The following is an 8,498-nucleotide window of genomic DNA, read 5'->3' on the forward strand; positions in this document are numbered from 1 at the left end:
GGGCAAGCTCCCCTTCATGAACAGTTTCAATCCACGCTCCTGTGAGGGAGCGACGGTTGGCTCATGGGCAAGCTCCCCTTCATGAACAGTTTCAATCCACGCTCCTGTGAGGGAGCGACGTAGATGGTGCCGCATCCTAAGCGGCCATCAGCAGTTTCAATCCACGCTCCTGTGAGGGAGCGACGGCCTGGGATCCTATGGGTTGATTATCAACACCTCCATAGATGGTTTGCGCCAACCTCTTATGCAGGCGCATGGATTCCAGGCCATAAAAAAGAAATGATAGTTGTCAAGATAAGAATCCCAATGGATTACGGGAATCGCCGGTCTCCCGGGAATTTCCTGTGAGCTTGGGGTTGGCGCAAGGGAGCCCGGAACGCGGGCTTTTCATCCTGTAAGAAGCCCTTCGCATCCGGCAACCTGGGCCTGTGCACGATGCAGGGTCATCCTAACCTGTCCCTTTTACCCCGTCCAGAATTTTACAAGCCCTTTCCCTGGGAACTTTTTTATTTCTCCCCGCTCCCCCGCAATGCAAAAGGCGCTTCAGGAGACATGCAGCCATCCCGAAGCGCCCTGAAGGAGAAACCTCTGCGGTTGTTACATGATGCTCTTGCGCGTCCACTTGTTCAGGCTTAACAGCCATACCAACGCCAGGGAGACGGCGGAAGCCAGGCAGGCCAGCAAGGGGATTTTCACCGCAGAGGGGAGTCCGCCCAGTCCGATGAAATTCACAAAATCATAAGAACACTGGACAAAGAAGAAATGGCACAGGTACACGCCGAAGGTGAGCGCCGCCACCTTGCTCAACCCCGGACGCGGCTTGATCCTGAGCCTGCTGACAATGGCGAAGATGGCAAAGGTCATCATGAAGACGTTGATGCCGGAGAAGTACCAGAGAATTTCCAGCTTGGAATACTGGCCGGGGAAGTGTTTCTGGGTTTCCAGGAAACCGAAGAACGTGATGGCAAAGCCGACCAGGAAGAGGGGGACAGTGATGGCCAACGTCTTTTTCCAGCTCCAGGTCAGCGGATATTTAGCCAGATAATGGGCCAGCACCATGTATCCCAGGAATCCGGCGAAGTTATAGAACATGCCGTACGGATTCCAGTCGCAAACGCCCAGAATGCCCATGTTGCCATAGTTGCCTTCATATCCCAGCGCCGGGGCCAGCATCTGGATATAGGGCAGAACCATGCTGAAAATCCAGATGCCCAGGAACATTTTTACGTCCTTCCGCCTGGCCTGGGTCAGCCATGCGCTCATGATGGGCATGAACAGGTACAGGCCTACCAGCATGTACACGTACCACAGGGGGGTGGTGTCATAGTTGAAGTTGAACAGGAAAGTGTACAGTTTGCCGACGGTGGCGCTCCAGGAGTAGGTGTCCATCACGATGTTGGGGTTGGCCGTTTGCACGCCCGCGGCAAAGTAGCCGAAGTAGAGCAAGGGAAGCACCAGGGACCAGACAATGAGCGGAATGAGCACCCTTTTAAGCCGTTTGGAATAGAAAGCGCCCATCTCCATGGTAACGGGGAAAAGCAGCACGCCGGAGATCATGGCGAACAGGGGAACGCACGGCCGCACGAGGCTGCCCAGGAAGACGGCTGATTTAAAGTTGAAGGTGCCGTCAAAGCTGCCCACGAACGGGTCGCAGCAATGAGCCAGTACAACGAGGAAACAGGCCAGGATGCGCAGGAAGTCAACCCATGCGATGTGGCCGCCGTTTGAGTTCAATGGTTGGTTGGTGCTCATGGAAGTGTGGTAGGGAAAGAGCGCCGCGGCGTTGCGGACGTTCCCGGAAATATACCCGTTTTCCGGAAACGTTCTATCACAAAATGGGGCAAAGAAACAAAAGCGTCCAGGAACAAGTACCCGGAAGCGGCGGAAAGCCGGGTTCCCGGTCCTTGCCATCAAAATTCATCCGTTATGCTTTGGAGGAATTTCATCGATGAAGGCCGGGAAACCGGGCTTGCCCGGTTGGATGGAAAGCACAGCTTGAAACCCGCAGAGTGAATGAATCCAAAGGATGAACGAATCAAACCTTCATTCCCAGGCGGGAGCATCCTCCTAAGCCGTCTTTAGTCGAATGACCACGCCTTTTGTGAATCGGGGTTCGGGACTCTTTTTTACGCCCCGGCCGTCTTGAAACTGCCGGGAGGGGGAATCAGGTTGCCGTAGCGGTGGACGGTTTCGGAAACGGCCTGTTCCCGGAAGTAGCCCAGCAGTTCCAGGCGGCCATTGGCCAGCACGGGGCGGTCCAGCACTTCCACATCCCGGGCGCGGGCGGCATTCGCCAGAGCCTCGGAAACGCCCGTTCCACGCAGGAACTGCACGCCCTGGGCCGCTTCCGCCATCCGGTCGATCAGCTCCGCTTCCGTCTCCACCGTCAGGGAGGCATAGTACCCGTTCATTTTCTGAATCCAGGGGCGGCCTTCCTCCACGCTCAGGTGAAGAGCCGCCCCGCACAGTTTGGCGCCCAGCAGCAGGATGGCGGCATCATCGTCAGACATGCCTTCCACACGGGCCAGAATCCCCTTCACGGGCACATAGCGGAACGTGTTGTTCTCCCCGTAGATACGGGAGGGATCATGTTCCACGCCGAATTCCTCCATCCACCATTTGGCCTGGGACCCGGCCGCGGAACGGATGCGCTTGGCGCAATCCGGCAGCTCGGAGCACAGTTTTTCCACCAGCCCCGTGATGCGTTCTCCCGGCGTGCGCAGTTTCTGCGGCAGCGCCTTTTCCTCCCAGCTTCCCAGCATGGTCAAGTAATTGGGGCCTCCGGCCTTGGAGCCGGGCCCCATGGAGGAATGGTTCCAGCCGCCGAACGGCTGGCGGCGGACGATGGCGCCGGTAATGACGCGGTTGATGTAGGCGTTGCCCACCTGGACCTTGCTCTTCCACAGGGCGATTTCCCGTTCATCCAGAGACTGGAGGCCGCCGGTCAGGCCGAACTCGGAGTCATTCTGGATGTCAATGGCTTCTTCCAGGTTTTCCGCACGGATAATGCCCAGCACCGGGCCGAAGCATTCCGTCTGATGGAACCAGCTTCCCGGCTTCACGCCCAGACGGATGCCGGGAGACCACAGGCACGGATTGTCCTCCGCAGGTTCCGGCTTGAGCAGCCATTCCTCCCCAGGTTCCAGCTGCGTGAGCGCCCGGAGCAGGTCGCCTTCCGGCTCCTTGATGAGCGGCGTGACCACGGAGTTGACCTCCCAGGAGCCTCCCACCTTCAAACTGGCGGCGGCATCCTTCAACTGGCGCAGAAAGGCCGGGTTGTCATAAACGGAAGCTTCCACAATAGCCACGCTGGCGGCGGAACATTTCTGCCCCGAATGGCCGAAGGCGCTTTTCACCAGGTCCTTCACGGCCTGGTCCGGGTCCGCCGTAGCGGTAATAACCATGGCGTCCTTCCCGCTGGTTTCAGCCAGGACATGCAGGTCCGGCCGCAGTTCACGCAGCATCTTCCCGGTGCGGTAGGAGCCCGTCATGATCACGCCGTTCAGGCGCGAATCCATCAGGAATTTGTGGGAAATTTCATTGCGCGGCATCGGCACGAATTGAAGCACGTTCTTCGGAACTCCGGCGCGCCAGAATGCCTGGACAATCTGCCAAGCCGTGTAAACGGCCAGCTCGGACGGCTTGAACACCACCGTGTTCCCCGCCATCAGCGCGGCAGCCAAGCCACCCGTGGGAATGGCAAAGGGGAAGTTCCAGGGAGACATCACGCAAACGGTACCCAGAGGGGTCATCTCCACGCCGTCATTCATGCCGTCACGGTCCAGGCCTTCCGCATAATAGCGGCAGAAGTCAATGGCCTCGCTCACTTCCACATCCGCTTCCGTGGGCACTTTTCCGGCGTCCCTCACCATGGCGGCAATGGCCTCTCCACGGATTCTGGACAGTTCCTGCGCCGCACGGTGCAGGATTTCTCCGCGCTCGCTGACGCTCTTGGACGCCCAGGAGGCGCGCGCCTTGTCCGCGGTGTCCAGCGCATGTTCAATCTGGTCAAAGTCTGCATACGCAAACTTGTAGGAGACTTCATTGTGGCGGGACGGGTCGCGCCCCACGCCCCACAGGTTGGTCGTAATTTCCTCCCCGTTGATGACCAGCGGAATCTCCTCACCGGATTTTTCCTTTTCCGCGGCAATCAGGCCGTTGATCCACTCCGCATTCTGCCGCAGGGACCAGTCCGTATCCCGCTCATTGGCAAAGGCGTCCCGGTAATGCGTGGGCGGCACGGGATCCGTGGCGCGGTTCTGCGTACGGTTGGGGCCGTACTTCACGTCGTCCTTCTCCTGGCAGGCTTTTAAAAACCTCTTCTTCTGGATTTCCCAGCTCCGGGAGCCCGGCGTCATGCCGAAGAGGTCGTGCAGGAAGTTCTCCTCACTGGTATTTTCATCCAGCCGCCGCACCAGGTAGGCAATGGCGCTGTGGAAGTCTTCCTTCAGGACCACGGGCGCATACAGCAGCAAGCCGTCCGCCGCCTGGCGGATCACGCGAGCCTGATGGTTCGCCATTCCTTCCAGCATTTCAAACTCCACGCAGTCTCGCACGCCTTCCCGCTCACGCAGCAGCATGGCATAGCATAAATCAAACAGGTTGTGGGAGGCCACGCCAAACTGGACGTATTCCGCGTTCCCCGGCATGCAGCCGTAGTGGAGCATCCTCTTGTAATTGGCGTCCACCTGGGCCTTCGTGCCGTACGGGGCCTGCGCCCAGTCATGCATGGAGGCCTCCACCTTCTCCATTGCCAGGTTGGCACCTTTCACCAGGCGGATCTTGATGCGTGCGCCGCCCTGCTCCACGCGCTCCTTCGCCCAGGCGCACAGCTTCATCTGCTCCTCCCAGGAATCCGGCAGATAGGCCTGAAGCACAATCCCGGCTTCCAGCTGCATGAACTCCTCCTCCATCAGCGTACGCTTGAACGCCTCCGCCGTCAGATGGAGGTCGCGGTATTCCTCCATGTCCAGATTCACGAACTTGGGCTTTTTGGAACCGTCCGGCAATGTCACCGCATGGGTGATGGCCGCCCGGTACAGGATGCGCAGGCGCTCCTGGATCAGCTTCACGGTTTCCTCAAACGCCACCAGATGGATCTGGCTGAAAATGGCTGAAATCTTGACGGAAATATAGTCGCAGTCCTTGTCCGCCAAACGGTCCACAACCTGCTGCAGGCGGTGATGGGCCTCGCTTTCACCCAGAATGGCCTCTCCCAGCTGGTTGATGTTCATCCGGATGCCGGCCTTGCGCCTGCGGCGCAGGTGGGAACGCAGTTTCCCCTCCTCCGCCGGAAGAATTACGTTGGAGCTTTCCTTCCTCAGCTGGCTGGTAATCATGGGCATTACCACGCCCGGAAACTGTGTGGAAAACCTGCCGCCCAGCTTCATGGCAAGCCGGTCCGCGGCAGACAAATACCTGGGAATGCCGTACCCGTCCAGCAGGTAGCGGAACAGCTCCGCGCCCCGTGCAGGAGCGGAGGGACGGAACACGCGGTCCGCCAGCGCCAGCGTAAACGCCTTCCCGGCCGGGTCATTCATCATGCGCTCCATCTGCTCCGCCTGCTTCTTTTCCTTCCTGCGCATCCCGGCATTCGACTGCTTCAGAATGGATTCCGCCAGTTCCACCGCCTTGGCGGCCAGCTGCTGGTCAGTCCATTTGTCACGGCGCGCCGCCGCCATCATGTCCGGGATGGATGAATCTGTCATAACGGTCCGAAGACTAGCCCCAGGCAGGGGTAAAATCAAGCCAATTTGCCGGGTCCTTCCTGTGAAGGGGAGAAACATGAGGGAAAAACGCATCCCCTTGATTCCGTGCCCGGAATCCGGCCCCCTTCCTGTCCGTTTCCGGAATTTCCGGAAAAACCGCTTCAATCAAACCGTGCGGCAGCCAGGCGAGCCTTTCTCAACTCCTCCCGGAGCTGGTGCGCGCGCCTGCCGCACACGCTGGCGGGGTCCATGTCCCGCACCTCCTCCAGCACGGCAACCGCCTGGTGGAACGCCTCCTCGCTCTCCGCATTGTGAGCGTCCTGGTACAAGGCATTTTCCAGCCGTACCCAGAGGGGATGCACCATGGACAGCAGAATCAGCTGGCGTTCCTCTACAGACAGGGAAGAATCAGACACCTTTTTCCGCCACGCTTCCAGACATTTCCGGATGGACGGCGCATCACAGGCCTGGAAGGATTCGCAGAGCAGCACGGCCGTTTCACGGTTTTTCTCCAGACGGAGGGCCGCCGCACGGGCGTTCAGAAAAGCCGGAACCGTGCAATTCAGCTTTTCCAGGCGCTTCATGGTTCCCGGGTAATCCCGGAACCACGCTTCCGCCGGCACCTGTTCCAACGCCCGGCAGATAGCGGCGGCTTCTTCGGAAGGGTCGCCGCCTTTCGGAACGCCATTCACTACGGTCACGGGGCGCACACGCTGTGCCTTCTCCGCCAGCAGGGCCGCCATTCCCGGCAGGGATGCGGCATCCGCTCCCCCCTCCGTCACGTCAAATACGCGTCCCCTGGAATCAAGCAGGATGACTGTGGGCAATACCCGCACGCCATGCATGGCCGCACGGGAGAGGCTGCCGTCTTCCTCCCAATCCTTCACGGAAGGACGCCTGGGAACCGTGACAAATTGAACGTCGCGAACGATTCCGTCCAGAGCCCGGCGCTCTTCCGCTCCCGGGCGGAGGGCCTTCAGCCAGCGGGCTTCCGCCGCGCACGGCTCCGCAGAACCGTACACAACCAGCACAGGGGGCGGCGGCAAAGGCGCCGCAACACCGGATGCGGAAGAAGCCTCCGTTTCCGCACGGCCCGGAACCGCCAGCGCCAGGCAGACAAATGCAATGACCGCTGCTACCCTCATGAACATGCCGGCCTTCAGACGCGCCGGATGGTAATGCGCTTGTAACGGCCGTCGCCGTCTTCAGACTCCGTCGCAATGCCTTCCATGGACTGGAGGGCGTTATGCACCAGGCGGCGGTGGTAGGCGTTCAGGGGCTGCATCTTCATCGGCTTGCCGCTTTCCTGCACGCGTTCGGCCAGGGAGCGCGCCTTTTTCAGAAGGAGCGCCTCGTTGCGTTCCCGGTAATGGTCGCAATCCACCTTCACGCGGGGAGCATCTTCCATCTTGCGCTGGATCATGCGGTTAACCAGGTACTGGAGGTCATCCAGCCTGTCCCCGTCCCCTCCAATAATGTACTGGGAATCCGGGGAGGAAACATTCAGGCAGACGATGCCGTCCGTTTCCGTCACTTCAATATCCGCAGAAAAACCCAGTGAAGCCAGAAGGCTCTTCAAACTCTGTTCAGCTAATTCTTGCACCGTCATAACCTGTTAAAAACTAGTAAAAAAATGTTCCGTACCGAAAAAATCCCTGCCGCACGGCAACGGGACCCTTCCGGTAACCCTATTGACAAAAAGATCATAACCTATTTATTCCCCGCGTCTATGAAAATTTGCGGACGCATCCTTCATTTCATGTATGCAGGCCATGCCACCTTCCTGAAAAAACATCCCATTCGTTCCGGCAGCGGAACTGCCGGCCCTTTTCCTACTCCACTTCCTTCAATTCATCCTTTCCGCGTTCCAGACGGTATTTTTCCACGGACGCAGGGAGCTTTCCCCCTTCCGGATAAGTTTTCACCACAACCGTTCCATCTCCTTCCAGAGTAACGCATCCTATTCCCGTCCGGCAGCATCCCACCTGTTTCAGCATGGGAGAAACAGTAATGCAGCTGGCAGAATCAGAAATGTTCGGTTTCCGGGAAAAACGGAAGATGCGCATGTAAACGGCTCCCGCACCGCGTTCATGACGCAAAATCAATTCCGGAAAACCGTCCCCGTCCAGATCGGACAATTCCAGAGTTTTCTCCTCATCCACGGTGTAACCGGAAAATATCCCCACGATATGCGGCTGTTCCCCGTCTTCACCCACGCACCTCATTTCCGCAACCAGATAGAGGGAGTTTTCCCCGCAGCCATGGGCACGGTCAGCATACAGATGCACACGGCGGACCAGTCCGGATGGAGCACCCGGTTCTTCAGGAACGGCAATGCTCTCCACCGGCACCAGGTGCAGGGGACGCGGCAGCTCGCCGGGAGGTATCTGTCCCTCCACGGCGATATCCGGATTTTCCCTTTCCTCCTGCTGCGCCCACGCTCCGGCAGATATGGCCAGCAGAAAAGCCATGCCACTCAAACAAGCTCTGTTCACAACCTTCATTCCTTACCATGCATGCCGTTCCTGTCCAGTACATTTTAAGTACTTTTCCATATAACTCCAGGGAGCAGGCTGACAAAACCGGCCGGAACACCCCCCGGAAAAACGGAGTCAAACTCTCCACCCATGTGAACATTCAAACCCTTCAAGGGACAAGCCAATGAAAAAAAAGACCCAGCAGACGAAAGAACGCCTCGCCCCCTTCCCTGACGGGAAAGAGGCGGAACCCCATTACACGGACACCATTGATCCGGAGCTGATCAAGCCCACCCCCAAGCCCACGCCGCCC

Annotated in this window: 5 protein-coding genes; all 5 read right to left on the reverse strand. The window is 58.7% G+C overall.

Annotated elements, in window-relative coordinates:
• Positions 1-597: 597 nt before the first annotated feature.
• The 5 genes from LIO64_RS10045 to LIO64_RS10065 all read right to left on the reverse strand — a co-directional run bounded on the left by LIO64_RS10045 (position 598) and on the right by LIO64_RS10065 (position 8,179).
• Entirely contained in the window at positions 598-1,752 is a 1,155-nt protein-coding gene (locus LIO64_RS10045; protein WP_290549307.1) for an acyltransferase, read from the reverse strand.
• Positions 1,753-2,126: 374 nt separating this feature from the next.
• Positions 2,127-5,708, reverse strand: coding sequence for a bifunctional proline dehydrogenase/L-glutamate gamma-semialdehyde dehydrogenase (locus LIO64_RS10050; RefSeq protein ID WP_290549308.1), 3,582 nt, complete (start codon positions 5,706-5,708; stop codon positions 2,127-2,129).
• A 161-nt stretch (positions 5,709-5,869) separates the two neighbouring features.
• A complete protein-coding gene (locus tag LIO64_RS10055) occupies positions 5,870-6,859 on the reverse strand; it encodes a hypothetical protein (protein WP_290549309.1) in 990 nt (329 codons plus the stop codon).
• A gap of 8 nt (positions 6,860-6,867) precedes the next feature.
• Positions 6,868-7,317, reverse strand: coding sequence for a R3H domain-containing nucleic acid-binding protein (locus LIO64_RS10060; RefSeq protein ID WP_290549310.1), 450 nt, complete (start codon positions 7,315-7,317; stop codon positions 6,868-6,870).
• A 223-nt stretch (positions 7,318-7,540) separates the two neighbouring features.
• Positions 7,541-8,179: a hypothetical protein gene (locus LIO64_RS10065; protein WP_290549311.1), complete on the reverse strand. Its 639-nt coding sequence runs from the start codon at positions 8,177-8,179 to the stop codon at positions 7,541-7,543.
• Positions 8,180-8,498: the final 319 nt, after the last annotated feature.

It is taken from the genome of Akkermansia sp. (genome assembly GCF_020860705.1).
GTDB lineage: Bacteria > Verrucomicrobiota > Verrucomicrobiia > Verrucomicrobiales > Akkermansiaceae > Akkermansia.